Below are 26141 nucleotides of genomic sequence, written 5' to 3' on the forward strand. Positions count from 1 at the left end.
TGGCCGGAACTTACGGGAGCATAGCTATGACTGATATTGCGCAGTTGCTTGGCAAAGACGCCGACAACCTTTTACAGCATCGTTGTATGACCATTCCTTCTGATCAACTTTACCTGCCTGGACATGACTACGTCGACCGAGTGATGGTGGATAATAACCGTCCGCCTGCCGTGCTGCGTAATATGCAGACGCTGTACAACACAGGCCGACTCGCCGGGACGGGATATCTGTCTATTTTGCCGGTGGACCAGGGCGTGGAGCATTCCGCCGGGGCATCGTTTGCTGCTAATCCGTTGTACTTTGATCCAAAGAATATCGTTGAGCTGGCTATCGAAGCGGGCTGTAACTGCGTGGCATCGACCTATGGTGTACTGGCTTCCGTTTCTCGCCGCTACGCGCACCGTATCCCATTCCTTGTGAAAATTAACCACAATGAAACGCTCAGTTACCCTAATACCTTTGATCAGACGCTGTATGCCAGCGTGGAGCAGGCGTTCAACATGGGGGCGGTAGCGGTTGGAGCGACCATCTATTTTGGTTCAGAGGAGTCACGTCGCCAGATTGAAGAGATTTCTGCGGCATTTGAGCGTGCTCATGAACTGGGGATGGTGACGGTTCTGTGGGCCTATCTGCGTAATTCGGCATTTAAAAAAGACGGCGTGGATTACCATGTTTCCGCCGATCTGACAGGGCAGGCTAACCACCTGGCTGCCACTATCGGTGCAGATATCGTTAAGCAGAAAATGGCAGAAAACAATGGTGGGTATAAAGCGGTTAATTTCGGCTACACCGACGATCGCGTCTATAGCAAATTGACGACTGACAACCCTATCGATCTGGTGCGCTATCAGCTAGCGAACTGCTATATGGGCCGGGCTGGATTAATTAACTCAGGCGGGGCCGCCGGGGGCGAAACCGATCTCAGCGATGCGGTGCGCACAGCGGTGATTAATAAACGTGCCGGTGGGATGGGATTAATTCTTGGTCGTAAAGCCTTCAAGAAAACTATGGCAGACGGCGTTAAGCTGATTAACGCCGTGCAGGATGTTTATCTGGATAGCAAAGTCACAATTGCCTGAATCATTGCGGATTGCTTTGTACTAACGTAACAGCGGGCAATCTGGTGGTAACCGGCAACGCAACGCTGCGGGCAGGATTTCAATATGAAACTCCTGTCCGCTGAGTGGTTCACCATCGAGATTAAAGGTGATTTCATGTGGCGCACGTATGTCAAACCATGCCGATGCTCCATCAATGATGTTAGGGTTGTCATCGGATTGCGTTAACGTCGAAAGCAGTGCCGGAAGCAGTTCTTCTCCGGTAAATATCCGCAACTGTAGCAAACCGTCATTAATCAGTGCTGTTGGGCAAAGCTGCTGTCCGCCACCAGCCTGGCGCCCGTTGCCGATGCCAATCACCAGCGCGTCGCCCTGCCAGTGAAAGCCCTCACCGCGAATTTCGCAACTGTCGGGTTTGAGGGTATCCATTCGCATTAGTCCATGGATAAAGTACGACACGCCTCCCAGTGCGGCTTTGAGTTTTTCCGGTGTCTCGGTGGTGATCCGGGTTCCAAAACCCCCCGTCGCCATATTGATAAAATAGGTTTTATCGTTCACCTGTACCATATCGATCTCTACCGTATTCCCGGCGATAGCAAGCTTTAACGCTTTATCCAGCGCCTCCGGGATGTCTGCGCTGGTGGCGAAGTCATTCGCTGTTCCCAACGGCAGAATACCCAGTGCGATAGCGTGGCTATCCTCCGACTGAATTAACGCGGTGGAGACTTCATTGATGGTGCCGTCACCCCCGCCGGCAATCACCGTTGCGACACCCAGTTGACGGGCTTCATCAACGTAGCGCTGGGCATCACCTTTTTCCCAGGTAACGCGAACATGAATTTCCACGCCTTCATCGCGAAGCAGGGCGACTGCATCACGTAGAGGGAGATTATCAGCACTTTTTCCATTCAGGATCAGTAAGCTGGCAGGGAACGCTATCATCCTTTTGCCTCACTTTTATCGTTTTAACAAGTGTATGCCAGGAATCGGGATATGACCCAGGAACAGACTGAAAGCGGAAGCGTAAAGAGAAAAAAAAGCCGCGATTGCGGCTTTTCTGACAAGGGGAGATTATTGCGGGAACCACTGGTCGCTGATTTTTTGATAAGTACCGTCAGCTTTGATGGCGGCCAGCGCATTATTCAATTTTTCCAGCAGGGCTTTGTTATCCGGGCGAACTGCGATACCAAGGCCGGTTCCGAAATATTCAGGGTCAGTTACTTTTGCCGTTGCCGTACCTAACTGAGGGTTGGTTTTCAGCCACTCATTAACCACCGCGGTGTCACCAAATACGCCATCAATACGTCCATTTTTCAGGTCGATGATCGCATTCTGGTAGCTGTCATAGGCTACAGTTTTTACTTCAGGATGTTTGTCCTGCAGGTATTTCTGGTGTGTGGTGCCGTTTTCCATTCCGATACGTTTGCCTTTTAGATCGGCAAAAGTTTTATAGGTATCTTTTTTCGCAATCACCAGCGCAGAGTTTGCATAGTATGGCTGAGTAAAGGAGACCTGCTTACTACGCTCTGGGGTGATATCCATACCGGAAATCACCGCATCATATTTTTTGAATTTTAGCGCGGGGATCAGACTGTCGAAAGCATGATTGGTAAAAGTACAGTCAGCCTGCATTTGTTTGCACAATGCTGTTGCCAGGTCGATGTCAAAACCGACAATTTTATTGCTCGCATCCAGCGATTCAAATGGCGGGTAGGTCGCTGATACACCGAAATTAATTTTATCAGCAGCTGAGGCGCCGGTGGCGAAAGTAGCAAGTAATGCGGCCAGTACTAACTTTTTCATGGTGGAACTCCCGTCTGTCAATCTTATGATTATTTACCGTGTCTGCGGCATGGATTTACAATGCCATTTAATGAATTTGTATGCAATAAAAATGATTAAGTATTTTTTATAAGATAAAAAAAGACGGACAGTTGAGAAACTTGTCCGTCTTGATGTTATTGTCTTATGCAGTTTATACGGTCTGGATTATATGGTTAGTTTCTGTGTTCAAACGCCAGTGCCTTGCGCTCGATTAAGCGCATCATTAAAGTCAACAGCCCGTTTACGATCAGGTAAATGACGCCTGCTGCACCGAAGACCATCACGTCATAAGTGCGACCATACAACAACTGGCTGTAGCCCATGACTTCCATCAACGTAATGGTGTAGGCCAGCGAGGTGCTTTTGAACACCAACACCACTTCGTTTGAATAAGAGGATAGGGCGCGTTTAAAGGCGTAAGGTAGCAGTATTGCCAGCGTATCCTTTTTGCTCATCCCCAGCGCACCACATGATTGCCACTGGCCCTCCGGTATCGCACGGATAGCGCCGTAGAACAGTTGCGTGGTATAGGCCGCGCTGTTTAATGACAACGCAATCAGGGCGCACAACCACGGTTCTGACAGCAGATGCCAGAGTACCGGGTATTCCTGCAACGCGGGAAATTGTCCTGGCCCGTAGTAGATGAGGAAGATTTGCACCAGCAGCGGCGTACCAGTAAACAGCGTGATATAGGCGCGAACCAGCCAGACCAGCACGGGGGTTTTCAGCGTCAGGATGACGGTGAAAATTAGCGCCAGAACCAGAGCCACAACGATGGATGCGACCGTGAGTGTCAGGCTGGTATGCAGCCCTTTCATCAATTCAGGTAAATACTCAAGCATCAGCCCGGTCTCCGCTCAAAACGTGTTGCGCGCAGGTCAATGCGTTTGAGAATGTACTGACTCACCAGCGTAATCACCAGGTAAATAGCGGCTGCAACGATGTACCAGGTAAATGGCTCCTGAGTACGGGTAGCAATGCTTTTGGTTTGCAGCATCAGATCATTCACGCTAATCAGGCTAACTAATGCGGTATCTTTCAGGAGTACCAGCCACTGGTTACCCAGGCCTGGCAGAGCATGGCGCCACATTTGCGGCATCACCAGACGAAAGAAGATGGCGGTCTTAGACAACCCCAGCGCCTGACCCGACTCCCATTGTCCGAGCGGAACGGCCTTCAGCGCACCGCGCAGCGTTTGCGAGGCATAGGCCGCGTACAGCAATGACAATGCAATGACGCCGCACAGGAACGGGCTGACGTCGAAGTTTTCGATCTGCATCTGAACGGGGATCTGTACGAACCCAAGATTGATCGTAAAGCCATCGGCCAGCGTCAGCAGAAGTTGAGAGGAACCAAAATAGATAAACAGAACGACCAGAATTTCTGGTAGCCCACGCAGGATAGTGACCAGAGCTGAGCCCGTCCAGGCCACCGGACGCCATTTTACAGACTCCCAGACGGCAAAAAGCATGGCGAGCGCAAGGCCGATGATCAGCGCACAAACCGCAAGGCCGACGGTCATCCCGGCGGCGCTTGCTAAAGGAAAAAATTCATTCATCAAGTATTACTTCTGGAACCATTTGTTGTAGATGGTCTCGTAAGTCCCATCTTTCTTCACTTTTTCCAGCGCAGCGTTAAATTTCTGCTGCAGCTCGGTATTACCCTGGCGCACAGCAATGCCCAGGCCGGTGCCGAAGTAATCTTTATCCGTGACTTTATCGCCGACTGCGGCCAGTTTCGGATTGTCTTTCAGCCATTCAGTCACGACTGCAGTATCACCAAAGACGCCATCAATACGACCGTTTTGCAGATCAAGTTTGGCATTCTGGTAGCTGTCATACGGAACGGTGGTCACTTCCGGATGTTTATCCATGATGAATTTCTGGTGCGTGGTGCCGTTTTGCACGCCGACTTTTTTGCCTTTCAGCTGGTCAATACTGGTAAATTTACCTTGCTGACCAACAAACAACGCAGAGTTGTCGTAATAAGGAGTAGTGAACAGTACCTGTTTTTCACGCTCCGGAGTGATGTCCATGCCGGCCATTACCGCGTCAAAACGACGGAATTTCAGGCTTGGGATCAGGCTGTCGAACGCCTGGTTAGTGAACGTACAGGTAGCGTCAATCTCTTTACACAGCGCATTCGCCAGATCAACGTCAAAGCCCACGATCTTATTATTAGCATCGATGGATTCAAACGGAGGATAAGACGCTTCTGTAGCAAAACGAATAGTTTGGGCTGCGGTAGCGGAAAGGCTAAAACCTGCGATTAGCGCGGCAATCAGAACTTTTTTCATTGTCATTGTCCCGAATCTTAGTGAGAGAGATAGTTTTTAAACGCTTCGGTTTGCGGGTTGGCAAAGCAGCTCGCATCCCCAAACTCTACGATATGACCGTTTTCCATATACACCACACGACTGGCAGTTTTACGTGCAACTTCCACTTCATGGGTGACGATCACCTGAGTAATGTTGGTTTCAGCCAGCTCACGGATGATGCTGACGATTTGTGCCGTAATTTCCGGATCAAGCGCCGCGGTAGGCTCATCAAACAGCAGTACCTGCGGCTCCATCATCAACGCACGAGCAATGGCCACACGCTGTTGCTGACCGCCGGAAAGATGCAGTGGGTAACGATCGCTGTAAGGCTTGAGGCGCAGACGTTCCAGCAGTTTCTCGGCACGTGCCAGCGCTTTTTCTTTCGTCAGACCGAGTACGCGGCAGGGCGCTTCAATCAGGTTTTGCTGCACTGTGAGATGCGGCCAAAGATTGTATTGCTGGAAAACCATACCCACGTTTTGACGCAGCTCACGAATGGCTTTATCGGAAGGGGTTTTCGTGAAGTCGAAACGGTTGCCCGCAATAGAGAGCGTGCCCGAGCGCGGCATCTCAAGCAGATTGAGTACGCGCAGTAGCGAGCTTTTCCCGGCTCCACTTGGGCCAAGTAACACCAGTGTTTCACCCTGAGGGCAATCCAGCGTGATATCGAACAGCGCCTGATGGGCGCCGTAGAAGCAGTTAATGCCGTTTAATTGAATACTCATTGACACTCGTATACTGGCAGTCTGATAGCTATTGAAGCCGCAGATACTACCTTTGACAGAATAGTTATGCAATATTTATGCGTTAAAAGTTAAATGCAAACCGCATTCTTATCTAAACATAGCACAAAATAGCGGGGTCACCAGTGGGCAAGAATAATTGTCGGCATTCTATGCAGAATGCCAGACAATTTATGGGGGTTATGATTTAAGCTGTTGAATGGTGGTAATTAGCGATTTTCGATGGACTGGCGCAGCGTCCCGGCTGGCGCGTGTACGCTGCCTCCGAGATAGCGTACATCGTCCACAACCCAGCACTGGCCTTCACGGATCATCAGCACTTCATCACGCCAGGTCTGATTCCCTTGTTTAAGCTCTACGCGCAGTGGAATGTTGCGTGCATCACTATTCGGAATGGTCGATGCACTGGCAACGCTGGCGCTATCCGGTAATGTGGTGCGGCTGGAGAAAAGATCGCTGTTAAACAGTTCACGGTGCGTGTTGTCGCGGCTGGCATCGGTCAGCAGTTTCGCCAGATTGTCGCTCAGGTACGGACGAAGGGCGGTCATATCATTGTTACGATGCTGAATGCGGTAATCGTAGAATTGCTGTGCCACGCTGTCCGGCCCACCTTCCACACATGCGCCGCTACGCGGACCATTGTCTTTATAGGCCGGAGTCACCGTCGTACAGGCGCTGAGAAGTAATGCACATGGAACCAGCAGAGAGAGTTTTGAGTAGCGCATAATGATTTCCTTATATACTCGTTATATTTCAAGTTGCTGATGCGTTGGCTATACTCGCTCATCCCGGTCACTGCGTAGCAGCGTGACCGGCGCTCGAACGATTCAGAGTATGAGCGTTCTACAACAGCGATAATGAATCATATCTTTTCAATGATAGCATAATTGATTAAGGCATTGTTTTTGCTCGCTCCCTGGGGAGCCACGTTCAAAGTGGGGGGAGTCCGTAATATGTCCTTGCACGATTACACGCTTCATTCACACCACCATTTTCACCAGTCATGGCAAACTCTCTACATGTAGTAGGCCTGTTTTCATAAATAGTACAGTGGGCAGATTGTCCTGGCGTTCCACAAAGGGCAACGCAGCGGGGGCGGGGTTGGTTAGTGCCTGTCATACAGCGCAGGAAAGGGGATACCTGTTCGGTTAATTGGGCTGGCACTACACCATCAGCATCATCACCTTCAGACCAATAGAAAGAAACACGAAAAAATGCACAACACGCGCCACATGTCATGCATGGGTTCAGATTGCTCATTACTTCACCTGTTACAACATTACATATCAATTAAATCGACATATAAATTATGTCAGCCTTTGGTACCCGGGCAAGTGTACGTTACTGATATTGCATCCAGTTGGGTATTTGTAAATAGGGGGGCAGGATAATTTTTCATCCATGCTATTTTGCGCAGATGTTTACTTTAAGCTGATATTCTTATTTTTGGCCCATTTTCTTAATCTTCCATTAGCATTGGCATAAGGTGAAGATGTATTAAAGGAGATCATCCTTCCCATTGTCCATTTTGTGTACCATGGTTTTCCATACAAAATGTCATTAGAGCGCTCATCAATAAGCTTCACAATTTCATTTTTTACGGCCTGAAGCTCGGTTACTAATGAGCTATAGCTCAACTCACTGTAATCTGAGTAGAATTTCTGCGCTAAAAGACCAAGCTGATTCCATTTATAGCCCGTCTCAGGAAAGTCGACGGGCATCCCTTTCGCGTCAGAAGTGATCCACTTTACAACCAGGACGTTCCATCCGAGCAGGTATGAAACCAGGTCATGAACGCTCATTTCTGTCCCTTTGGCATGTCCCTCCATCGAGCTATCCGCAGTTAACTCGGGAGGGATTGCGCTAAGGTAACTCATTAATTTACTGAAATTTTTATCAATAGCGAAAAGTAGTTCAGATTTGGTTTGCGGCACACTCATAAAGAATTCCCTCTCGCTTCAGAAGAGTTACCATAAAGACTACGGTGTAGTGTTTGAAAAACAGTCAATTATGTATCACTTACAACAGCAGGGAAAGGCCCTTGGGTAGATAAGCTCATTTGCTTTTTCTTCATAAGATATCAATACAAAAAAACAGGGAAACTATTGGGAGGAAAATTGTTTATTGAGACAGCATCGAGCTCAAAAAAATCAAATATATTGATTTGAAATTTATATAATTTGCTGAAAGGTAATCGACTTCTGGACGTGCTTTTTGTCGTTTTGAAAAATATACAATCACATCATTTTCAATGATAGTGTATAGGTTTGAGAATACTTTTGAGATCGCACGCTTAGCGCATTAAGGAGATTAACCATGCAGTTTTCGACTACCCCTACGCTTGAAGGGCAGAGCATCGTGGAATACTGCGGTGTGGTAACTGGTGAAGCTATTCTGGGCGCAAATATCTTCCGTGATTTCTTTGCGGGCATTCGTGATATTGTCGGGGGGCGCTCCGGCGCGTATGAAAAAGAGTTGCGAAAAGCGCGAGAAATTGCCTTTCAGGAGCTGGGGGAACAGGCGAAAGCGCTGGGTGCGGACGCGGTCGTCGGTATCGATATTGACTACGAAACTGTAGGTAAAGACGGCAGCATGTTGATGGTGAGCGTAAGTGGTACTGCGGTGAAAACTCGCCGATGAAACGTTTGTTATGTCTGCTGATGTTTACCCTGCTATTGGCAGGGTGTGCCGGTGAGAAAGGTATTGTTGATAAAGACGGGTATCAACTGGATACCCGCCGTCAGGCTCAGGCGGCGTATCCGCGGATAAAAGTGCTGGTTATCCACTATACGGCAGACGATTTTGACTCTTCTCTGGCGACACTGACGGATAAAAACGTCAGTTCGCACTATCTGATCCCGGCGATACCGCCGCTGTACCACGGAAAGCCGCGTATCTGGCAACTGGTTCCGGAGAAAGATCTGGCATGGCATGCGGGGATTAGTTTCTGGCGTGGCGCCACACGTATTAACGATACGTCGATTGGTATTGAACTGGAAAACCGTGGCTGGCAGAAATCGGCAGGCATAAAGTATTTTGCCCCGTTTGAGCCCGCGCAGATTCAGGCATTGATCCCTCTGGCGAAGGAAATCATTGCTCGCTACGACATCAAACCACAAAACGTGGTGGCACATGCGGATGTTGCGCCGCAGCGCAAAGACGATCCTGGTCCCCTGTTTCCGTGGCGTGAACTGGCGGCACAGGGGATTGGCGCATGGCCGGATGCGCAGCGCGTGATGTTTTATCTCGGCGGACGCGCACCTCATGAGTTAGTTGAAACGGCATCGTTACTCGATCTGCTGTCGCGTTATGGCTATGAGGTAAAACCGGAAATGACGTCACGCGAGCAGCAGCGGTTGATTATGGCGTTTCAGATGCACTTCCGCCCGGCGTTGTGGAACGGCGTGGCGGATGCAGAAACTCAGGCAATTGCCGAAGCGCTACTGGAGAAATACGGGCAGGATTAACGCGGTAGCTTACCGTGGTCGCGCAGCCAGGCCGCGGTACGCTCAATTCCTTCATCCAGCGTCACAACGGGCTGATAGCCTAACTCTTCCTGGGCGCGAGTAGTATCCAGCGTAAAGTCAAAATTCAGCTTTGAAACGCCGTAGTGAGTGAGTTTAGGTTCTTTAGCCGATTTGTTACCAAGACGCTCCATGCTGCGGGCAATCATGTCCAGCATCGGATAGGGTACTGAGCGAATACGGCAATCAATATTGAGCTCGTCGATAAGTTTTTGCACGATACTGCGCAGGGTACGATGCTCACCATTGGTAATGTTATACGCACGACCCGACGGCAGGTTATCGCAGGTTTCCTGACTTACCAGCCACATTGCGTGAACCGCATTTTCATAATAGGTCATATCCACCAGCGCACTGCCACCGTGTGGCAAAAGGATGCTGCCGTAGTGATGCATCATGTGTGCCAGGCGGGGGATAAAAACTTTATCGTGAGGGCCGAACAGGCTTTGCGGACGAAGCACTGTAAAGCGGGTCTGCGGGTTGGCCTGGGCCAACAGCGCAATAACGTCTTCACCAGCCGCTTTACTACGGGCGAATTCGTTGGCGAAACGGTGTGGACGGAAGTCCTCTTTAATATCGCGATGGTGGTGATAATCAAAATAGAGCGACGGGGAGGAGATATGAATAAAGTTACGCACGCCCCAGGCGACGGCCCATTCGCCCAGACGACGGGTCGCACGGACGTTGGCCAGATCGAACGCTTCTTGTGTTCCCCACGGCGAGGTAAAACTGGAGCAGTGCCACAGCGTGTCGATGCCTGCGAGCATCACTTTTGCCTGCGAAGAGACCAGTTCGGTCAAATCTGCATGCACAAATTCTGCGCCCATTTTCTCCAGCAGCTTACCCATCGCTTCGTTGCGACCGGTGGCTCTGACGCTGATGCCTTTGTTGCGTAAAAACTCAACCGCGTTTCGGCCTAAGCCGCTGGTGGCTCCGGTAACCAGTACCTTCATATCAATCCGCTGTGTTTAATAGAACTTCACGCGCATTCTTCCGTGAAATACGACTGTATGCAATGGGAAACATGAAAGAATACAGCCTCTTTTTGTCTTTAGTCTGTGATTTGTTCTGCAAGTTTGGCGATACGCTTCGCCATCCCCCTGAAAATGAACAGGTGAGCCGGGATCATCAGCAACCAATAGAAGAGGCCTGGCATACCATGTGGATGCCACCAGGCGCGAACGTCTATACGGCGGTGATCGCCTTTATCTTCCAGCGTAAAGCTCAGGCGGCCAAGTCCTGGAGCTTTCATTCCAAACAGCAGGGTAAGCTGTTTTTCCGGCTCTACAATAATGACTTTCCAGCTATCAACGGTATCGCCGACCTGTAAAATCGGGTGTTCGGGTCGACCTTTCGCCAGCTTATGGCCTACCAGCAGGTCCAGTGCTGCACGCGTTTTCCACAATATATTGCCAAAGAAATAACCTTCCTTACCGCCGAGCCGGTTTACTACCTGCCACAGCGCTTTCCGGCTGGCAGACGTTTCGACGCTAAAACCGGCCTGTTTGGCAAAATAGCCGTATTCAGGGCGCCAGCGTGCGAATGCCTGGGCGTCGTAACCCCAGTCGCTGGAGTTGACCAGCTTCTCTTCTTCTTTGAGCGTACTGCGTACCGCATCGTCAAACGCAATCAATTGTTGCGGAATAAGCGACCGTAGCGCGGCGTCATCAGCCAGAAGATCGTGTTTCAGCCCTTGTATCAGCGCTTTTGCGGTGTTCGGCGGAACTGAGGTAATCACATTTAAAAACCAGACCGAGATCCAACGGGTAGGAAAGGGGATGGGAATAAGCAGGCGATGCTTGCCGCTGACGGCCATAAAATGCTCGAATTGCTCCTGGTAACTTAATACCTGTGGCCCTGCGGCTTCGAGCACACGATGTTCGCTTGTTGGGTGATCCAGCAATGCCACCAGGTAATGCAGCAGGTTTTCCAGTGCAATTGGTGTGGTGCGTGAGCGTACCCAGCGGGGGGGAGTCAGCACCGGCAGGTTGTAGACCATGTCGCGCATCACCTCAAAGGCTGCTGAGCCAGCCCCCACGATTATGCCGGCCCGTAGCTCAGTTACCGGCACACCGGATTCTCGCAGTGTGTCCGCCGTTATCTGGCGTGCGCGCAAGTGATCGGACTGTTCATGTTTGGGAGCCTGTAATGAACTCAGGAAAATAAGCTGTTTGACCGGGGTGTTACGCAACGCATCACGGACATTCAGCGCGACCTGACGTTCATGAGCGATAAAATCGCCACCTTCGCCCATGCCATGAACCAGATAATAGACAGTATCGACCCCAGCCAGAAGAGACGTCAGGTTATCCGGCCAGTTTAAATCGACTTTATGGCAACTGACGTTAGCCAGCTGCTGTTTTTCCAGTCGCTCAATGCGACGTGCCGCAGCCAGCACCTGATGCCCTTGCTGGCTGAGCGCCTGAACCAGATGCTGACCAATGTAACCACTGGCGCCAAGTACCAAAATCCGTTGCGGCACGCCTGTCTCCTTAGCGGTTTAAGAATGTGCGCCAGTGAGCGGCGACTTCAGCAAGTTGCTCACGCGAGACGTCCAGATGCATTACCAGACGTACAATTGGCGAGGCGTTAATCAGAACGTCTTTCGATTTCATATACTCGCCCAGCGCGGCAGCATGCTCTTCACCGACACGGACAAACAGCATATTGGTGTCGTGACGCATCACGTCCGCGCCAGCTTCTCGTAGTTGCTCTGCCATCCAGGCCGCGTTGTCATGATCGTCCTGCAAACGCGCAACGTTATTTTTAAGCGCATACAGTCCGGCAGCCGCCAGAATACCAGCCTGACGCATCCCGCCGCCGGTCATTTTACGCCAGCGAATGGCGCGTTTGATGTAGTCCTGGCTACCGACTAACAGTGAGCCGACCGGCGTTCCCAGACCCTTGGAGAGGCAAATGGTGAACGAGTCGCAATACTGGGTGATCTCTTTCAGCTCACATCCGTAGGCAATGACAGCGTTAAAAATACGTGCGCCGTCAACGTGTAGCGCAAGATTTCGTTCGCGGGTGAAGTCCCAGGCATCCTTTAAATACTCGCGCGGCAGCACTTTACCGTTGTGGGTATTTTCCAGACTGAGCAGGCGTGTGCGGGCAAAATGGATATCGTCTGCTTTGATTTTGGCAGCAACTTTATCCAATGGAAGAGAGCCGTCTGGTGCTGCGTCGATAGGCTGCGGCTGAATACTGCCCAGCACTGCGGCACCACCGGCTTCGTATAAATAGTTATGCGCCCCCTGGCCTGCAATGTACTCTTCACCGCGTTGGCAGTGACTGAGTAGCGCAACCAGATTTGCCTGAGTGCCGGTAGGTAAGAAAATCGCCGCTTCTTTGCCTGAAAGCTCAGCGGCATATTGTTGAAGTGCATTGACGGTAGGGTCGTCCCCGTACACGTCGTCCCCGACCGGGGCGGTCATCATTGCTTCGAGCATGGCACGGCTCGGTCGGGTAACGGTATCACTGCGTAAATCGATCACGGGCATTCCTTGTAGTGTGAGGTAATGCCCTCTGTTTTACCTGAGCCAGTTGGTTTTCGCCAGTTCGATCACTTCATCACCGCGTCCGCTGATGATCGCGCGCAACATATACAGGCTAAAACCTTTAGCCTGTTCGAGCTTGATTTGTGGTGGAATTGCCAGTTCTTCTTTCGCTACAACCACGTCAACCAGCACCGGGCCATCAATCGACATTGCCCTTTGTAGTGCCTCATCTACGTCTGATGATTTTTCCACGCGAATGCCGGTGATCCCACACGCTTCGGCAATGCGCGCGAAGTTGGTATCGTGCAGTTCAGTACCGTCAGTCAGGTAGCCACCGGCCTTCATCTCCATCGCCACAAATCCCAGCACGCTATTGTTAAAAACGATAATCTTCACTGGCAGTTTCATCTGCACGACTGAAAGAAAATCTCCCATCAGCATGCTGAACCCACCGTCGCCGCACATTGCGACTACCTGGCGTCCTGGTTCTGTCGCCTGAGCGCCTAACGCCTGTGGCATAGCATTCGCCATTGATCCGTGATTAAACGAACCAAGCAGACGGCGCTTACCGTTCATTTTCAGATAGCGAGCTGCCCATACGGTAGGCGTGCCGACATCGCAGGTAAAGATGGCGTCGTCGGCGGCGAAATGACTGATCTGTTGCGCCAGATACTGCGGATGTATGGCTTTATCGCTGGGTTTGGCTAAATCATCCAGGCCTTTGCGTGCATCACGATAGTGTTCCAGTGCTTTATCCAAAAACTGCCGGTCGGTTTTTTCTTCCACCAGCGGTAGCAGGGCGCTAAGTGTGGATTTAATATCACCCACCAGCGCCATATCGACTTTACTGTGTGCGCCAATGCTCGCCGGATTGATATCAATCTGAATAATTTTGGCGTCGGTTGGGTAGAAGGGGCGATAGGGGAACTGGGTGCCGAGTAAGATCAGCGTGTCGGCATTCATCATGGTATGAAAACCTGATGAAAAGCCAATTAGCCCGGTCATGCCGACATCGTACGGATTGTCATATTCAATGTGCTCTTTCCCGCGCAGGGCATGAACAATCGGTGCTTTGATTTTCGCAGCAAACTCGACCAGTTCTTTATGCGCACCAGCGCAACCACTGCCGCACATCAACGCGATATTGCTGGAATAGCGTAGCAGTTGCGCCAGCTTTTTAATCTCTTCTTCTGCTGGGGTCACCACCGGTAACGGCGCGTGGTACCAGTGTGTACTGGCGCTTTCAGGGGCCGGTTTTAATGCCACGTCACCTGGTAGAACGACCACGGAAACGCCGCGGTTTAACACCGCTTTACGCATGGCAATTGCCAGTACCTGCGGGATCTGTTCAGGGCTGGAAACCAGCTCGCAATAGTGGCTACATTCACGGAACAACTCTTGCGGGTGGGTCTCCTGAAAATAACCACTGCCGATTTCACTGGAGGGAATATGCGCGGCAATCGCCAGCACCGGGACGTGGTTACGGTGGCAATCAAACAGGCCGTTAATCAGGTGCAGGTTTCCCGGCCCACATGAACCGGCACACACCGCCAGTTCACCAGTCAGTTGTGCTTCTGCACCTGCGGCAAAGGCCGCAACCTCTTCATGCCGGGTTGGCATCCAGTCAATCGTTCCCATACGATTCAGACTATCACTCAGGCCATTCAGTGAGTCTCCTGTTACACCCCAAATGCGTTTTACCCCAGCTTGTTCAAGGGTTTTAGCAATAAACGCAGCAACCGTTTGTTTCATGGTTTTCCATCTCCTTTAATGTGATACCGGTTACAAGTTTAGATGAAGATAATAGTTATGCTTCTCATTCCCCCTGATTTTCGGCAGCTTTCTTTTCAGATAGATAAAGCGTAGTTTGAGAGCAGACATGGTAAAACAAGGAATAAATTCAAATGTTTACGAGCCTATTAAATGCAGTGAATCGGATGCTGACTCATGAAGACTTTGGCAAGTTTTTGTTACGCCTTGCCGTTGGGGGACTGATGCTGTTTCACGGCTTGCATAAGCTTTTTGCGGGTATTGATGGTATCAGCGGCATGTTGATCGCTAAGGGATTCCCGGGTTTCATCGCTTACGGTGTTTTGTTGGGGGAGGTGGTTGCTCCTTGCCTGATTATTCTCGGTATTCTGACGCGTCCGGCGGCGTTAGGGCTGGCGTTTACGATGGTTGTAGCATGGCTGATGGTCGGGATGGAGGAGACCTGGTCGCTGGACAAAACTGGCGCATGGGCGATTGAAAGCCTGGTGTATTTTTTTATTGGTGCGCTGGCAGTGGCATTTTTAGGTGCGGGGAGATATGCGTTGGGTGGCAACTCGGCCTGGCGGTAAAAAATAGTCGGATGACAGCATAAACAGCTTATCCGTCCTACGGTTGTTCTTGTAGGACGGATAAGCTCAGTGTCATCCGGCTATTAATGATTATGCAAGTACCAGATCACCTTGCGGATGGCAGGAGCAGGCCAGTACATAACCTTCAGCAATTTCCGCGTCAGTCAGCGTCATGGTGCTGGAGACCGTGTAGTTACCATCAACCACTTTGGTTTTACAGCAGCCGCATACGCCCGCACGGCATGCGGCGACGATCGGCACGCTGTTGCTTTCCAGCGCTTCCAGAAGGGTCGTGCCAACCGGTGCATAAAACTCTTTTGCCGGTTGTAACTTGGTGAACTTCAGACCGCTGGTGGCGGCTTCCGCGACCGGAGTGAAGAACTGCTCTTTAAAGAAGCGCGTCACGCCAAGCGCTTTCACTTCTTTTTCAACCAGATCCATGTACGGCGCCGGGCCGCAGGTCATCACGGTACGTGCGGTCAGGTCCGGTACGCTCTTCAGTAGTTCGGTTGTCAGTCGGCCGGAAACAAAGCCATGGGTAGCATTGTTTTCGGCGACTAACGTGACCGGATACTCACGCCATTCGTCGGCAAAAATGACATCTTCCGGCGAACGGACGTTAAAGATCACCTGTACATCGGCCTGCGGACGATACTTTGCCAACCAGCGACGCATTGACATGATTGGCGTAACACCACAGCCAGCAGCCAGCATCAGGAACTTGTCTTCCGCTTTATCTTCACAGGTGAATTCACCCATGGCATCGGACAGCCAGATGTAGTCGCCGCGCTTCACGTCACGGGTTAACCACTGAGAACCTGCACCGTCGTCAATCCGCCGAATAGTCAGCGTGATGTATTCGCTAACGCCCGGTGTTGAGGAGAGGGTGTAAGCACGCAGCGTATCCGCTGAGTTACGTACGCTGACCAGTGCATACTGCCCGGCACGATATGGGTAATAGTCGTGGCATAGCAACGAAATTGTCCATACATCCGGCGTTTCCTGATGGATGTGATGAACCTGCATCCGCCACGGGCACTGATGGGTTGGCATTGTCATTCTCTACTCCTTACGCGCTCAGCAGCTGCTTCATGTCTTCTTCAACGGTGGTCACAGAACGCAGACCGAATTTCTCGTTGAGTACAGCCAGCAGATCCGGCGTGAAGAAGCCAGGTGCAGTTGGGCCAGTGACGATGTTTTTCACACCCAGGGACAGCAGGGTCAGCAGAATTACAATCGCTTTCTGTTCAAACCAGGAGAGCACCAGAGACAGCGGCAGGTCATTGACGCCACAGCCCAGTTTTTCCGCCAGGGTTACCGCCAGGATGATGGCAGAGTAAGCATCGTTACACTGACCGGCGTCGACCAGACGTGGCAGACCTTCAATATCGCCGAAGTCCAGTTTGTTGAAACGGTATTTACCACAGGCCAGGGTCAGGATCAGGCAGTCGTCCGGTACGCTGGTGGCGAAGTCGGTGAAGTAGTTACGTTCACCACGGGCGCCGTCGCAGCCGCCAACCAGGAAGATGTGACGCAGTTTTTCGCGGCTCACCAGGTCGATCAGGGTATCAGCTGCGCCCAGCAACGTCTGACGACCGAAACCGACGGTGATCAGGTGTGGAATTTCGCTGTACGGGAAGCCCGCCATTTGCTGCGCCTGAGCGATAACCGGACCGAAGTCGTCGCCTTCCAGATGGCTCACGCCCGGCCAACCGACGATGCTACGAGTCCAGATACGGTCGTCGTATGCGCCAACGGTCGGGTCGATGATGCAGTTAGAGGTCATTACGATTGGACCTGGGAAGCGGGCGAATTCCACCTGCTGGTTCTGCCAGCCACTGCCGTAGTTACCGATCAGGTGTTTGAATTTACGCAGCTCCGGGTAACCGTGCGCTGGCAGCATTTCACCGTGGGTGTAGACGTTAACGCCGGTGCCTTCGGTCTGCTCCAGCAGGTTATACAGATCTTTCAGGTCATGACCAGAGATCAGAATGCATTTCCCTTCGGTCGCTTTCACGTTGACCTGAGTCGGTGTCGGGTGACCGTATTTGGTAGTTTCACCGGCATCCAGGATGCTCATCACTTTGAAGTTCATCTGGCCTATTTCCATAGAGCACTCCAGCAGAGCGTTCATATCGGAAGGCCAGGTACCCAGCCATGCCATGATTTTGTGGTACTGAGCGTAGATATCGTTGTCGTACTGACCCAGAACATGTGCGTGTTCCATGTAGGCTGCCGCACCTTTCAGGCCGTACAGGCAAAGCAGACGCAGGCCGAGAATGTTCTCGCCAATGGTCGCTTTGTCTTTATTCGGGGTAAATTCCGCTGCCTGGCGTTGCAGGTCACCCAGATCGTCGCTGACCAGTTGCAGGTCAGCCATCGGGTTATCGACAGTCGCGTTAGCATCAATATTCAGACATTGTGCTTTCAGTGCGTCACGCATGGCGATAGCTTCGCGAGCATAGCCGACAATACGTGGGGAGTCGAAGTTTACGTTGGTCAGCGTGGAGAAGAACGCGCGCGGAGCAAAATTATCAACTTCATGGTCGATGATGCCGTATTCACGCGCTTTAACCGCCCATGCAGACAGACCTTGTAGGGAAGCAATCAGCAGATCCTGCAGATCGGAGGTCTCCGCTGTCTTACCGCACATACCCTGCGCGTAAGAGCAGCCGTTCCCTGCCGGAGTACGGATGGTTTGTTCACATTGCACACAAAACATGGTCACACCTTTTAAAGTTATATTTAATATACATGTTTAAGGTTATGCCTGCGCGCGCAGGGATTAAAGGGATTTCTAATACAATTTGCAGGGAGATTGATTTAGCGCAATTTTGGCGGTAGCTGACTACCGCCAGAGAGGTATTTGTCTGTATATCAGGCGGAGAAAAATGCCATCAACAAAGGCACCAGTAAACTCAGAATAAAGCCGTGAACGATTGCAGCTGGAACCATCTCCAGACCACCGCTACGTTGTAAAACGGGCAGGGTGAAATCCATTGATGTCGCACCGCAGAGTCCTAAGGCGGTGGATCGACTGCGGCCAACTAATCCCGGAATTAACATAATGGCAATCAGTTCGCGCGCCAGATCGTTAAAGAAAGCGGCGCTGCCGATAACCGGCCCGAACGATTCGGTCAACAAAATACCGGAAAGGGAATACCAGCCAAATCCCGATGCCATCGCCAGTGACGTTTTCATCGGTAGACCGAGGATGAGTGCATTGATGACTCCACCCAGCAGCGAACTGGCAACCACGACGACGGCAACAATCATGCCTCTGCGGTTCAGCACAATCTGTTTTAAGGTCATGCCGCTGTTGCGCAATTGAATTCCCACGAGGAACAATAAAAAGATCAACGTATATTCGCTGGCTTCGGTTGCGTGCTGCAGCATTGAAAACCCGGTAAGCCCGAGCAGAAAACCCAGGACAACGACACCACAAAGTTGTAGCGACTCAAATGCCATTGCAATTCGCGAAGGTAACTTTTCTTGCTGGTGGTTGTGTCGCCAGGGCAGTGCACGTTCCAGCCACAGTAGCGCCGCAATGTTACATAGCAGAATGACCGTAATACTGACGGCAGAATAATGAAGAATGGATAACAGATTACTGGTGAGATTATCCAGAAACGCCAGGCTGATGCCCATAAAGAAGAGAATAAGGTAGACGATCCAACTCAGCAGGCGATTAATGAGTTTTAAAGCAGCCCTGTGCCGAAGCGGAATCAGATAACCCACAATAAGTGGGACCAGAATGATTAACAGTCCTGAAAACATGAACAACCGGGTCCTTTATATGTGAAGCAGCGCAATGACACTACCCAATAAAAGCTTTCAGGTAAAGTTACAAAAAAAGCCGGGTGGCGCTGATGCCTACCCGGCTTACATATTGCAGTGAACTGTAGGTCAGGTAAGACACTGCCACCTGACACTATGGCCTACGTGGGATTAATCGCGTTTTTCCAGCAGGGTGCGATAAATAAGTCCACCGAGAACCCCACCGATAATCGGCATGACCCAGAACAGCCACAGTTGTTCTAGCGCCCAGCCGCCCTGGAAGAGGGCAACGGCGGTACTACGTGCCGGGTTTACGGATGTGTTGGTGACCGGAATGCTGATCAGGTGAATCAGCGTTAACGCAAGACCAATAGCAATGGGTGCGAAACCTGCCGGAGCATGTTTATCGGTAGCACCGTGGATAACCAGTAAGAAACCTGCGGTCAGAACGATTTCAATAACGATAGCGGAAAGCATCGAATAGCCGCCCGGAGAATGTTCACCGTAGCCGTTTGACGCAAACCCACTGGCTGTAGCATCGAAGCCTGCTTTACCGCTGGCAATAAGATACAGCACAGCTGCCGCAACAATACCGCCCACGACCTGGGCAATAACATAACCAATAACGTCTTTTGCCGGAAAGCGACCACCAGCCCATAAACCGAATGTCACTGCTGGGTTAAAATGTCCGCCTGAAATATGACCGACGGCAAATGCCATTGTCAAAACAGTGAGACCGAAGGCCAGCGCAACACCGGCAAATCCAATACCTAACTCAGGGAATGCTGCGGCCAGCACGGCACTCCCACATCCACCAAAAACAAGCCAGAATGTACCGAAGAATTCGGCTGCTAATTTCCTGAACATAACCACCTCAATTAAAAGTTCCGGGTTCGTTGTCGTACCCGGTTATTCATCGCTAAAAGGGGCGATGATTAAAGAGCGTATATTTTAGAAAAAAACATCATCCCTTCGCCACTTAAATTAATAAAAAAATTTGATTTAAGGCAATGCGACGTCAATCCTTTTTGGATTTGATGTAGATAAGGTATCGTTTAATTACATTAAGCGGATTGTTGTGCCCTGAAATAATATTCATTGTAAATTTTAAGAAGAATATTCTTATGTTTTTTAGTTCCCCCGGTTTCGGTTTGGGTGATATCGGGTGTCCTGAGTGCCTGCTTGCCGTTATACTCCTGATAACTTGAAGGAAAAAGTTAGCATTTCCGGAGGCTATATGATTCTCGAACGCGTTGAGATTGTTGGGTTTCGTGGTATTAATCGGCTGTCGTTGGTGCTGGAGCAAAACAACGTGCTGATTGGGGAGAACGCGTGGGGTAAATCCAGCCTGCTGGATGCATTAACCCTGTTGTTGTCACCTGAGTCGGATTTATACCATTTTGATCGCGAAGACTTTTGGTTCCCACCGGGTGATGTCCAGGGGCGGGAACATCATTTGCACATTATTCTGACGTTTCGCGAATCTCAACCGGGCCGCCATCGGGTACGTCGGTACCGTCCGCTGGAAGCATGCTGGTCCCCATGTTCGGATAACTATCACCGTATTTTCTATCGGCTGGAAGGAGAGTGTGCGGATGATGGTAGTGTCCTGACGCTGCGCAGCTTCCTTGATGGCGCAGGCCATCCTTTACCCATCGACGATATTAACGACCAGGCCCGCCATCTCGTCCGCCTGATGCCGGTTCTACGTCTGCGTGATGCGCGTTTTATGCGGCGGATCCGCAACGGTACGGTGCCAGATATGGCCGATGTTGAAGTCACCGCCCGTCAACTGGATTTTCTGGCGCGCGAACTCGCTAACCGTCCACAAAATTTGACGGATGGACAGATTCGCCAGGGGCTTTCAGCCATGGTTCAACTGCTGGAGCACTATTTTTCTGAGCAGGGATCTAGTCAGTCACGTTATCGTCTGATGCGTCGGCGATCCAATAACGAACAACGTAGCTGGCGTTATCTGGACATTATTAACCGCATGATTGATAAGCCTGGAGGACGTACTCACCGCGTGATCCTTTTGGGGCTTTTTTCGACTCTGTTACAGGCTAAAGGCACACTTAGGCTGGATAAAGATGCCCGTCCTTTGTTGCTGGTAGAAGATCCAGAAACACGGTTGCATCCTATTATGCTCTCTGTCGCCTGGCAGTTGCTGAATCTACTTCCTCTGCAGCGTGTGGCGACCACCAACTCCGGAGAATTGTTGTCTCTCACGCCCGTTGAGCATGTTGTCCGTCTGGTGCGTGAATCCTCCCGCGTTGCCGCCTGGCGGCTGGGGCCGGGTGGTTTGAGTGCGGAAGACGGACGGCGTATTGCGTTTCATATTCGCTTTAATCGAGCGTCGTCGTTGTTTGCCCGCTGCTGGCTGCTGGTGGAGGGGGAAACGGAAACCTGGGTTATTAACGAACTGGCTCGTCAGTGCGGACATCACTTTGATGCCGAAGGCATTAAAGTCATTGAGTTCGCCCAGTCAGGCCTTAAACCGCTGGTTAAGTTTGCCCGGCGTATGGGGATAGAGTGGCATGTGTTGGTCGATGGAGATGAAGCGGGCAAAAAGTACGCCGCTACCGTACGCAGCTTGCTGAATAACGATCGGGAAGAAGAACGCGAGCATTTAACCATACTGCCTGCGCTGGATATGGAACACTTTATGTACCGGCAGGGATTCTCTGACGTCTTTCATCGGGTGGCACAAATTCCGGAAAATGTACCAATGAATATGCGCAAGATTATATCGAAAGCTATTCATCGTTCGTCAAAACCGGATCTGGCGATTGAAGTGGCGATGGAAGCAGGGCGACGCGGCGTTGAAGCCGTACCAACCCTGCTCAGGAAAATGTTTTCGCGCGTGCTGTGGTTGGCGCGCGGGCGGGCTGATTAGTGGCGGAACATCAGCGATAACTGAGCGTGTATATTGTCCAGTAACTGATAGCGGCGGCGATATTCCGCGCGTTTTTTACTGGCAATATCTGCCTCGTTTTTTCGAGCCAACGTGCGTGGAATATGATAATACCCGTGGCTGTCGCATTCTCCACCTACCGACTCCCAAAAGGCATTATAGTCAGAAAGAATAACCTTGTTTTTATCATGGTAACGTGGGCTGCGAAAAATATGTTGCTCATTACTGACAGCCAGAACTTGTTCGATATTAAGCTGTTCCGCAAAGCGGCAAATAGCCTCCATTACAATACGCTTAGGAAAAATTCCATGGCATGATTTGGTCGCTTTTTGAATTTCTTCGTGCGGCAGTTGAGCATTACCCTGTACGCCGCCAATAAAGAGCGTACTTTTCTTATTGTACTTACACAGTGTGAACGTCATTTTAATCAGGATGTCCCCGGCGCTATTACGCATGAGAATTGTACTTTCCCCTTCTTTATCCAGTGCAGTGAACATCATCATGTCGACAGTGAATATTTCACCGTCTTTGCCTTCAATTTTCGCCAGTTGCAATCCATCATTGCTTAAAAATGCGCTAAACTCCGCGGGCAAAAATGCGTTACGGATAACATGGTAATGAAAGCGCACCGCGTCTAAACGCATTTTCAGGTCGAAATTTTTAGCAAGATACGGGCGATGTAAACGCACCGGCAAGCGCGGCTGGCGGGAGAGTAAATTATCAAGGTCTGGCCACTGTGCCAGTTCAGTCATCCATTCTCGAGTCAGTCGTGGTATCAGCAATGAGCGCCACATAAACTTACGGCGAAAACTTCGCTTTTCCCAACAATTACCGGGTCGCCAATGACCGGTAGTCAGGTTGCAAAAAAGGCCAAAACCAGTTGCTGGTTTTGCAGAATGAAAAGTGCTTTCAGTTAGCTGGCTCATAATAACAATCCAATTGATACGCTGGTACTAATTTCAGCACGGTGGATCTTAACGATTCATCAATAACTCTGTTATTCTTTGAACTTTTCAACGCCTGTTAATTTATCGTTGATGTTTATCACTCCACTCTGGTGGACGTATTGGGGGAAACTGGGATTTTTATGAAGCTCAAGGGAAAAATTAAAAAACGGTATTTTCTCATCGCCATCATTATTATTGTGGTGATGATTGCACTTTGGAGAACACTAAATGCTCCATTACCTCAGTATCAGACATTAATCGTTCGACCTGGCGATCTCCAGCAAAGCGTACTGGCAACCGGGAAACTGGATGCGTTACGCAAAGTTGACGTAGGTGCGCAGGTGAGCGGGCAGCTGAAAACGTTGTCAGTAGCGATTGGCGATAAAGTAAAAAAAGATCAACTGCTTGGTGTTATTGATCCTGAACAGGCGCAAAACCAGATCAAAGAGGTTGAGGCGACGCTCATGGAATTACGCGCTCAGCGTTTGCAGGCAGAAGCCGAATGGAAACTGGCGCGGGTAACGCTTTCTCGTCAGCAACAGTTGGCGAAAACACAGGCTGTTTCTCAACAGGATCTCGACACTGCGGCTACCGAAATGGCGGTTAAACAGGCGCAAATTGGCACCATTGATGCACAAATTAAGCGTAATCAGGCCTCGCTTGATACGGCAAAGACTAACCTCGATTACACCCGCATCGTGGCTCCTATGGCCGGTGAGGTAACCCAAATTACCACCCTGCAGGGGCAAACCGTGATTGCTGCACAGCAGGCACCAAACATTCTGACTCTGGCAGATATGAGCACCATGCTGGTAAAAGCGCAGGTGTCCGAGGCGGATGTTATTCATCTGCATCCGGGGCAAAAGGCCTGGTTTACTGTGCTGGGCGATCCGCAGACGCGCTATGAAGGTACACTCAAAGATGTGTTGCCAACGCCAGAGAAAGTGAATGACGCTATTTTCTATTACGCCCGCTTCGAAGTGCCTAACCCGAAAGGGATCCTGCGTCTGGATATGACCGCGCAGGTTCATATTCAGCTAACGGATGTGAAAAATGTGCTGACAATCCCGTTAGCGGCCCTTGGCGATCCTATTGGCAACAACCGTTATAACGTCAGACTGTTGCGCAACGGCGAGACCCGGGAACGTGAGGTCTCTATCGGCGCACGTAATGACACCGATGTAGAGATTGTAAAAGGGCTGGAAGAAGGGGATGAAGTCATCATCGGTGAGGCGAAACCTGGAGCAGCGCAATGACGGCATTGCTTGAGCTGAGCAATATCTGCCGCAGTTACCCGTCAGGAGAAGGGCAGGTCGAGGTGTTAAAGAACGTCTCCTTGAGCATCCAGGCCGGCGAAATGGTGGCGATTGTCGGGGCTTCTGGCTCGGGCAAATCGACGCTGATGAACATTCTGGGATGTCTGGACAAGCCTACCAACGGGACGTATCAGGTTGCCGGGCGCGATGTTTCCACCCTGGACAGCGACGCGTTAGCGCAACTACGGCGTGAGCATTTCGGCTTCATCTTCCAGCGGTATCATTTACTCTCGCATTTAACGGCAGCGCAAAACGTTGAGGTACCCGCGGTCTACGCCGGAACCGAGCGTAAGCAGCGGTTGGCACGAGCGCAGGAGTTGCTCCAGCGACTGGGACTGGGTGACAGGGTCGACTATCAACCTTCCCAGCTTTCCGGTGGGCAGCAGCAGCGCGTCAGTATTGCGCGTGCGCTGATGAATGGCGGACAGGTGATTCTGGCCGATGAACCGACCGGGGCGCTGGACAGCCATTCTGGCGAAGAGGTGATGGCTATTCTGCATCAGCTGCGCGATCGTGGACATACGGTGATTATCGTAACTCACGACCCGCAGGTAGCCGCACAGGCCGAGCGAGTGATTGAAATTCGTGATGGCGAAATCGTGCGTAATCCACCGTCACAGAAACCCTCTGCAGGGCGCGGTATTGCGGAACCGACGGTGACGACGGCCTCTGGTTGGCGTCAGTTTGCCAGCGGTTTTCGTGAGGCGCTTACCATGGCGTGGCTGGCAATGGCCGCCAATAAGATGCGTACACTGCTGACCATGCTTGGCATTATCATTGGTATTGCTTCTGTGGTCTCTATTGTGGTTGTTGGTGACGCAGCAAAACAGCTGGTGCTGGCTGATATTCGCGCTATCGGGACGAACACCATTGATATCTACCCCGGCAAAGATTTCGGTGATGATGACCCACAGTATCAGCAGGCGCTGAAATATGACGACTTAGTCGCCATTCAGAAGCAGCCCTGGGTGAGTTCCGTTACGCCTGCGGTGTCGAAGAATTTGCGTCTGCGTTATGGAAATATCGACGTGGCGGCCAGCGCGAACGGCGTTAGTGGAGATTACTTTAACGTTTATGGCATGACGTTTAGCGAAGGGAACACTTTTAACGCAGAACAGTTAAATGGTCGGGCACAGGTGGTGGTGCTTGACAGCAATACCCGACGCCAACTCTTCCCCAATAAAGCGCAGGTGGTGGGAGAAGTTATCCTGGTGGGAAATATGCCTGCCACCGTGATTGGGGTCGCCGAAGAGAAGCAGTCGATGTTTGGCAGCAGCAAGATCCTGCGGGTCTGGTTGCCTTACAGCACCATGTCCGGGCGGATCATGGGGCAATCGTGGCTGAACTCTATTACCGTGCGTGTTAAGGATGGTTTCGACAGCGCGCAGGCGGAGCAGCAACTGACCCGACTGTTGTCGTTGCGCCATGGTAAAAAAGATTTCTTCACCTGGAACATGGACGGCGTCTTGAAAACCGCCGAAAAAACCACACGTACTTTACAGTTGTTCCTGACTCTGGTTGCGGTGATTTCCCTGGTGGTCGGCGGAATAGGTGTGATGAACATTATGCTGGTTTCCGTGACTGAACGAACGCGTGAAATTGGCATTCGTATGGCGGTTGGTGCGCGTGCCAGTGATGTGCTGCAGCAGTTCTTAATTGAAGCAGTGCTGGTGTGTCTGGTCGGTGGGGCGTTAGGTATTAGCCTGTCGATGCTAATCGCTTTTACGTTGCAACTTTTTCTGCCTGGATGGGAAATTGGATTCTCTCCTTTTGCCCTGCTGACGGCTTTCCTGTGCTCAACGGCGACCGGCGTTTTGTTTGGCTGGCTGCCTGCGCGTAATGCGGCGCGGCTTGATCCCGTCGATGCTTTGGCGCGTGAATAACG

General features: G+C 51.0%; 25 protein-coding genes. 7 read left to right on the plus strand and 18 right to left on the minus strand.

What is annotated here, in order from left to right; all coding sequences use genetic code 11:
* The first annotated feature begins 26 nt into the window (after positions 1–26).
* Complete coding sequence (gene fbaB / locus SK36_RS06465; RefSeq protein ID WP_045444840.1) at positions 27–1079, plus strand: class I fructose-bisphosphate aldolase; 1053 nt, start codon at positions 27–29, stop codon at positions 1077–1079.
* A 21-nt stretch (positions 1080–1100) separates the two neighbouring features.
* On the opposite strand, the gene yegS is transcribed toward fbaB, so the two are convergent.
* From yegS to SK36_RS06505, 9 genes are all read right to left on the minus strand, one after another.
* Positions 1101–2000 (minus strand): lipid kinase YegS, encoded by a 900-nt coding sequence (yegS, locus tag SK36_RS06470; protein WP_048221076.1) that lies wholly within the window; start codon positions 1998–2000, stop codon positions 1101–1103.
* Positions 2001–2129: 129 nt separating this feature from the next.
* Entirely contained in the window at positions 2130–2861 is a 732-nt protein-coding gene (artJ, locus tag SK36_RS06475) for an arginine ABC transporter substrate-binding protein ArtJ (protein WP_045444834.1), read from the minus strand.
* Positions 2862–3055: 194 nt separating this feature from the next.
* A complete protein-coding gene (gene artM, locus SK36_RS06480; RefSeq protein ID WP_045444831.1) occupies positions 3056–3724 on the minus strand; it encodes an arginine ABC transporter permease ArtM in 669 nt (222 codons plus the stop codon).
* Positions 3724–4440 (minus strand): arginine ABC transporter permease ArtQ, encoded by a 717-nt coding sequence (artQ, locus tag SK36_RS06485; RefSeq protein WP_045444828.1) that lies wholly within the window; start codon positions 4438–4440, stop codon positions 3724–3726. Before artQ ends, artM begins: the two co-directional genes overlap by 1 nt.
* 6 nt (positions 4441–4446) lie before the next feature.
* Positions 4447–5178, minus strand: coding sequence for an arginine ABC transporter substrate-binding protein ArtI (gene artI, locus SK36_RS06490; protein WP_045449691.1), 732 nt, complete (start codon positions 5176–5178; stop codon positions 4447–4449).
* A gap of 17 nt (positions 5179–5195) precedes the next feature.
* Positions 5196–5924, minus strand: a complete 729-nt coding sequence (gene artP, locus SK36_RS06495; RefSeq protein ID WP_045444825.1) for an arginine ABC transporter ATP-binding protein ArtP — start codon at positions 5922–5924, stop codon at positions 5196–5198.
* A gap of 227 nt (positions 5925–6151) precedes the next feature.
* Positions 6152–6667 carry a lipoprotein gene (locus SK36_RS06500; protein ID WP_045444822.1) on the minus strand — a complete coding sequence of 172 codons (516 nt, stop codon included), beginning with the start codon at positions 6665–6667 and terminating at the stop codon, positions 6152–6154.
* A 205-nt stretch (positions 6668–6872) separates the two neighbouring features.
* Positions 6873–7202 (minus strand): YkgJ family cysteine cluster protein, encoded by a 330-nt coding sequence (locus tag SK36_RS23445; RefSeq protein ID WP_071828981.1) that lies wholly within the window; start codon positions 7200–7202, stop codon positions 6873–6875.
* 161 nt (positions 7203–7363) lie between these two features.
* Positions 7364–7882, minus strand: coding sequence for a ClbS/DfsB family four-helix bundle protein (locus SK36_RS06505; RefSeq protein ID WP_048221077.1), 519 nt, complete (start codon positions 7880–7882; stop codon positions 7364–7366).
* A 376-nt stretch (positions 7883–8258) separates the two neighbouring features.
* On the opposite strand from SK36_RS06505, the gene SK36_RS06510 reads away from it, so the two are divergent.
* Both SK36_RS06510 and SK36_RS06515 read left to right on the plus strand, forming a co-directional pair.
* Positions 8259–8582, plus strand: a complete 324-nt coding sequence (locus tag SK36_RS06510) for a heavy metal-binding domain-containing protein (RefSeq protein ID WP_001160725.1) — start codon at positions 8259–8261, stop codon at positions 8580–8582.
* A complete protein-coding gene (locus tag SK36_RS06515; RefSeq protein ID WP_045444813.1) occupies positions 8579–9409 on the plus strand; it encodes an N-acetylmuramoyl-L-alanine amidase in 831 nt (276 codons plus the stop codon). The genes SK36_RS06510 and SK36_RS06515 overlap by 4 nt, the downstream gene beginning before the upstream one ends.
* Here the strand turns inward: SK36_RS06515 and SK36_RS06520 are convergent.
* The 4 genes from SK36_RS06520 to poxB all read right to left on the minus strand — a co-directional run bounded on the left by SK36_RS06520 (position 9406) and on the right by poxB (position 14715).
* Entirely contained in the window at positions 9406–10419 is a 1014-nt protein-coding gene (locus tag SK36_RS06520) for an NAD-dependent epimerase/dehydratase family protein (protein ID WP_045444810.1), read from the minus strand. The genes SK36_RS06515 and SK36_RS06520 overlap by 4 nt on opposite strands.
* 98 nt (positions 10420–10517) lie before the next feature.
* The gene (locus SK36_RS06525; protein WP_048221078.1) at positions 10518–11948 is read right to left on the minus strand and encodes an SDR family oxidoreductase; all 1431 of its coding nucleotides are present in this window, start codon (positions 11946–11948) and stop codon (positions 10518–10520) included.
* A gap of 10 nt (positions 11949–11958) precedes the next feature.
* Entirely contained in the window at positions 11959–12960 is a 1002-nt protein-coding gene (gene ltaE / locus SK36_RS06530) for a low-specificity L-threonine aldolase (RefSeq protein WP_048221079.1), read from the minus strand.
* A 36-nt stretch (positions 12961–12996) separates the two neighbouring features.
* On the minus strand, positions 12997–14715 hold the full coding sequence (gene poxB, locus SK36_RS06535) for a ubiquinone-dependent pyruvate dehydrogenase (RefSeq protein WP_045444800.1): 1719 nt from the start codon (positions 14713–14715) through the stop codon (positions 12997–12999).
* Positions 14716–14867: 152 nt separating this feature from the next.
* Here poxB and SK36_RS06540 point away from each other — a divergent pair, with 152 nt between their 5' ends.
* Positions 14868–15302, plus strand: a complete 435-nt coding sequence (locus SK36_RS06540) for a DoxX family protein (protein WP_048221080.1) — start codon at positions 14868–14870, stop codon at positions 15300–15302.
* 90 nt (positions 15303–15392) lie between these two features.
* Here SK36_RS06540 and hcr read toward each other — a convergent pair whose 3' ends face one another.
* From hcr to aqpZ, 4 genes are all read right to left on the minus strand, one after another.
* A complete protein-coding gene (gene hcr, locus SK36_RS06545) occupies positions 15393–16361 on the minus strand; it encodes an NADH oxidoreductase (protein ID WP_045444792.1) in 969 nt (322 codons plus the stop codon).
* Positions 16362–16371: 10 nt separating this feature from the next.
* Positions 16372–18024, minus strand: coding sequence for a hydroxylamine reductase (hcp, locus tag SK36_RS06550; protein WP_048221081.1), 1653 nt, complete (start codon positions 18022–18024; stop codon positions 16372–16374).
* A gap of 155 nt (positions 18025–18179) precedes the next feature.
* On the minus strand, positions 18180–19079 hold the full coding sequence (locus tag SK36_RS06555; protein ID WP_048221082.1) for a LysO family transporter: 900 nt from the start codon (positions 19077–19079) through the stop codon (positions 18180–18182).
* Positions 19080–19250: 171 nt separating this feature from the next.
* On the minus strand, positions 19251–19946 hold the full coding sequence (gene aqpZ / locus SK36_RS06560; protein ID WP_045444783.1) for an aquaporin Z: 696 nt from the start codon (positions 19944–19946) through the stop codon (positions 19251–19253).
* A 370-nt stretch (positions 19947–20316) separates the two neighbouring features.
* Between aqpZ and SK36_RS06565 the strand changes: the two genes are divergently transcribed.
* A complete protein-coding gene (locus SK36_RS06565; RefSeq protein WP_048221084.1) occupies positions 20317–21975 on the plus strand; it encodes an ATP-dependent endonuclease in 1659 nt (552 codons plus the stop codon).
* Here the strand turns inward: SK36_RS06565 and SK36_RS06570 are convergent.
* Positions 21972–22919, minus strand: coding sequence for a VirK/YbjX family protein (locus SK36_RS06570; RefSeq protein WP_048221085.1), 948 nt, complete (start codon positions 22917–22919; stop codon positions 21972–21974). The two genes, SK36_RS06565 and SK36_RS06570, sit on opposite strands and share 4 nt — an antisense overlap.
* A 161-nt stretch (positions 22920–23080) precedes the next feature.
* On the opposite strand from SK36_RS06570, the gene macA reads away from it, so the two are divergent.
* Positions 23081–24196: a macrolide transporter subunit MacA gene (gene macA, locus SK36_RS06575; RefSeq protein WP_045444771.1), complete on the plus strand. Its 1116-nt coding sequence runs from the start codon at positions 23081–23083 to the stop codon at positions 24194–24196.
* Positions 24193–26139 carry a macrolide ABC transporter ATP-binding protein/permease MacB gene (gene macB / locus SK36_RS06580; protein ID WP_048221086.1) on the plus strand — a complete coding sequence of 649 codons (1947 nt, stop codon included), beginning with the start codon at positions 24193–24195 and terminating at the stop codon, positions 26137–26139. Before macA ends, macB begins: the two co-directional genes overlap by 4 nt.
* The last annotated feature ends 2 nt before the right edge of the window (positions 26140–26141 follow it).

Origin of the sequence: Citrobacter sp. MGH106 (assembly GCF_001037495.1) — a bacterium.
GTDB classification, from domain to species: Bacteria; Pseudomonadota; Gammaproteobacteria; order Enterobacterales; family Enterobacteriaceae; genus Citrobacter; species Citrobacter murliniae.

What these genes read in the sequence shown, in the direction of transcription:
- fbaB (WP_045444840.1), top strand. Translation starts at nt 27, where the DNA reads ATGACTGATATTGCGCAGTTGCTTGGCAAAGACGCCGACAACCTTTTA.
- yegS (WP_048221076.1), bottom strand. Translation starts at nt 2,000, where the DNA reads ATGATAGCGTTCCCTGCCAGCTTACTGATCCTGAATGGAAAAAGTGCT.
- artJ (WP_045444834.1), bottom strand. Translation starts at nt 2,861, where the DNA reads ATGAAAAAGTTAGTACTGGCCGCATTACTTGCTACTTTCGCCACCGGC.
- artM (WP_045444831.1), bottom strand. Translation starts at nt 3,724, where the DNA reads ATGCTTGAGTATTTACCTGAATTGATGAAAGGGCTGCATACCAGCCTG.
- artQ (WP_045444828.1), bottom strand. Translation starts at nt 4,440, where the DNA reads ATGAATGAATTTTTTCCTTTAGCAAGCGCCGCCGGGATGACCGTCGGC.
- artI (WP_045449691.1), bottom strand. Translation starts at nt 5,178, where the DNA reads ATGAAAAAAGTTCTGATTGCCGCGCTAATCGCAGGTTTTAGCCTTTCC.
- artP (WP_045444825.1), bottom strand. Translation starts at nt 5,924, where the DNA reads ATGAGTATTCAATTAAACGGCATTAACTGCTTCTACGGCGCCCATCAG.
- SK36_RS06500 (WP_045444822.1), bottom strand. Translation starts at nt 6,667, where the DNA reads ATGCGCTACTCAAAACTCTCTCTGCTGGTTCCATGTGCATTACTTCTC.
- SK36_RS23445 (WP_071828981.1), bottom strand. Translation starts at nt 7,202, where the DNA reads ATGAGCAATCTGAACCCATGCATGACATGTGGCGCGTGTTGTGCATTT.
- SK36_RS06505 (WP_048221077.1), bottom strand. Translation starts at nt 7,882, where the DNA reads ATGAGTGTGCCGCAAACCAAATCTGAACTACTTTTCGCTATTGATAAA.
- SK36_RS06510 (WP_001160725.1), top strand. Translation starts at nt 8,259, where the DNA reads ATGCAGTTTTCGACTACCCCTACGCTTGAAGGGCAGAGCATCGTGGAA.
- SK36_RS06515 (WP_045444813.1), top strand. Translation starts at nt 8,579, where the DNA reads ATGAAACGTTTGTTATGTCTGCTGATGTTTACCCTGCTATTGGCAGGG.
- SK36_RS06520 (WP_045444810.1), bottom strand. Translation starts at nt 10,419, where the DNA reads ATGAAGGTACTGGTTACCGGAGCCACCAGCGGCTTAGGCCGAAACGCG.
- poxB (WP_045444800.1), bottom strand. Translation starts at nt 14,715, where the DNA reads ATGAAACAAACGGTTGCTGCGTTTATTGCTAAAACCCTTGAACAAGCT.
- SK36_RS06540 (WP_048221080.1), top strand. Translation starts at nt 14,868, where the DNA reads ATGTTTACGAGCCTATTAAATGCAGTGAATCGGATGCTGACTCATGAA.
- hcr (WP_045444792.1), bottom strand. Translation starts at nt 16,361, where the DNA reads ATGACAATGCCAACCCATCAGTGCCCGTGGCGGATGCAGGTTCATCAC.
- hcp (WP_048221081.1), bottom strand. Translation starts at nt 18,024, where the DNA reads ATGTTTTGTGTGCAATGTGAACAAACCATCCGTACTCCGGCAGGGAAC.
- SK36_RS06555 (WP_048221082.1), bottom strand. Translation starts at nt 19,079, where the DNA reads ATGTTTTCAGGACTGTTAATCATTCTGGTCCCACTTATTGTGGGTTAT.
- aqpZ (WP_045444783.1), bottom strand. Translation starts at nt 19,946, where the DNA reads ATGTTCAGGAAATTAGCAGCCGAATTCTTCGGTACATTCTGGCTTGTT.
- SK36_RS06565 (WP_048221084.1), top strand. Translation starts at nt 20,317, where the DNA reads ATGATTCTCGAACGCGTTGAGATTGTTGGGTTTCGTGGTATTAATCGG.
- SK36_RS06570 (WP_048221085.1), bottom strand. Translation starts at nt 22,919, where the DNA reads ATGAGCCAGCTAACTGAAAGCACTTTTCATTCTGCAAAACCAGCAACT.
- macA (WP_045444771.1), top strand. Translation starts at nt 23,081, where the DNA reads ATGAAGCTCAAGGGAAAAATTAAAAAACGGTATTTTCTCATCGCCATC.
- macB (WP_048221086.1), top strand. Translation starts at nt 24,193, where the DNA reads ATGACGGCATTGCTTGAGCTGAGCAATATCTGCCGCAGTTACCCGTCA.